The 2128-nt window shown below is 74.7% G+C and carries 1 protein-coding gene and 1 pseudogene; one reads left to right on the top strand and one right to left on the bottom strand.

Going from position 1 to position 2128, the window contains the following annotated elements; translation table 11 throughout:
• On the bottom strand, positions 1-1615 hold a 1615-nt coding region (locus B7767_RS32615; protein WP_085575271.1), incomplete at its 3' end, for an acyl-CoA dehydrogenase family protein.
• A 72-nt stretch (positions 1616-1687) separates the two neighbouring features.
• Here B7767_RS32615 and B7767_RS32610 point away from each other — a divergent pair.
• A pseudogene (locus tag B7767_RS32610) lies at positions 1688-2128 on the top strand (PaaX domain-containing protein, C- domain protein); the annotation flags it as partial.

Genomic DNA, 2128 nt, shown 5'->3' with positions numbered 1-2128 from the left:
CGAAGGAGTGCCCCCAGTCGCCGCCCAGCCGCGTCGCGCAGAAGGCGTCGGCGACGGCGGGCGGGGCGTGCCGGACCAGGAGGGAGCCCTGGAGGGCCAGGGCCATCCGCTCCACCAGCCGCCGGGCGCCCGCCTGGGACCCCTCGGCCAGCTGGTCCTTCAGTCCGGCCACGGCCGCGTCCAGCCGGGCGTCCGCCCCGCGCGTCAGGGCGAGTTCGTCGAACAGCGCCTGCGCGGTGGCCGCGTCCCGGCCGAGCGCCCGCAGCACGTCGAGGGCGTTGACGTTCCCCGAGCCCTCCCAGATCGACAGCAGCGGGGCCTCGCGGTAGTGCCGGGGCATCCCGGACTCCTCGACGTAGCCGTTGCCGCCCAGGCACTCCAGGGCCTCGGCGGTGAAGGCCGGGCCCCGCTTGGTGACCCAGTACTTGCCGACCGCCGTCGCGATCCGCCGGAACGCGGCCTCCCCGGCGTCCCCGCGCACCGCGCGGTCGGCCGCTCCGGCCAGGCGCAGGGTGAGGGCCGTGGCGGCCTCGGACTCCAGCGCCAGGTCGGCCAGCACGTTGCGCATCAGCGGCTGGTCCAGCAGCCGGGCCCCGAACGCGGTGCGGTGCCGCACGTGGTGGCCCGCCTCCACCAGCGTCTTGCGCATCAGCGCCGCCGACATCATCACGCAGTCCAGCCGGGTGCAGTTGACCATCTCGATGATGGTCTTCACACCCTGTCCCTCCGGGCCGACCAGCCAGGCGACGGTCCCGTCGAACTCGGGCTCGGAGGAGGCGTTGGAGCGGTTGCCCAGCTTGTCCTTCAGCCGCTGGACGCGGAAGGTGTTGCGGGTGCCGTCGGGCAGCACGCGCGGCACCAGGAAGCACGACAGCCCGCCCGGGGCCTGCGCCAGCACCAGGAACACGTCGCACATCGGCGCCGACGTGAACCACTTGTGGCCGCGCAGGGTGTACACGCCCGGCTCGGCGGTCGGAGCGGCCGACGTGGTGTTCGTACGGACGTCGGAGCCGCCCTGCTTCTCGGTCATCCCCATGCCGGCCAGCAGACCGCGCTTCCCGGTCGGCACACCGAGGCCCGGCTCGTACTCCCGGCTGGTCAGCAGCGGCTCGTACACCGCCGCCAGCTCCGGCTGCCGGCGCAGGGCGGGCACCGCCGCGTACGTCATGGACGTCGGGCAGCCGTGCCCCGCCTCGGTGTGCCCCCACGCAAGGCCCTTGGCCGTACGGACGACATGGGCGCCGGGCCGGTCGTCCGCCCAGGGCGCGGCGGCCAGCCCCTCGGCGACGGCCGCGCGCATCAGGTGGTGCCAGCTCGGGTGGAACTCCACCTCGTCGACACGGTGCCCGTACCGGTCGTGGGTGCGCAGTTCGGGCTCGTGGCGGTTGGCCTGGTCGCTCCACTCCTGCACCTGCGCGCTGCCGGCCAGCCTGCCGACCCGGCGCAGTTCCTCCTCGGCCCAGCCGGCGCCCTCCCGCCGCAGCCCCTCCAGCAGGGCGATGTCGTCGGAGGCGTCGTAGGGGGCCAGGGGAGGAGGCTGATTGGTGACGTCGTGGGTGGCGCCGCCGGGCGCGCCGGAGTCCTGCTGCCGCTCGTCCGAGAGTGTGGTCGCCATGACCCGAGTGTTGCACTATCACTACAGCCGCAGCAATCATGCAACATGATCGGCGCCGTAGAGTACGGCCCCATGCGGAGGAACGACCCGGCCCCACCGGACGACCCCCGGCCGCGCCCGCTGTCCGCGCGGTCGGTCGTGCTGAGCCTGCTGCTCGGTACGCACCCGCCGGAGCTGTCGGCGAGGGAGCTCGGGCGGCTCGTGGAGGGCTTCGACGTCGGCGGGTCCACGCTCCGCGCGGCGCTCAGCAGGATGGTCGCCGCCGGTGACCTGCGGCGCACGGACGCCGGCTACCGGCTCAGCGACCGGCTGCTCGAACGCCAGCGCCGCCAGGACGAGTCGGTGGAGCCGCGCACGCGCGCGTGGGAGGGCGACTGGGAGCTGGTGGTGATCACCGCGACGGGCCGGGGGCCCGCCGAACGCGCGGAGCTGCGCACCCGGCTGGTGGCCCTCCGGCTCGCCGAACTCCGTGAGGGGGTGTGGCTGCGTCCCGCCAATCTGGAGCGCGGCCTG

This window comes from Streptomyces sp. 13-12-16, from assembly GCF_002114215.1.
GTDB lineage: Bacteria > Actinomycetota > Actinomycetes > Streptomycetales > Streptomycetaceae > Streptomyces.
Note: the sequence above shows the minus strand (reverse complement) of the source record. Positions and strands in the feature narration are given on the sequence as shown.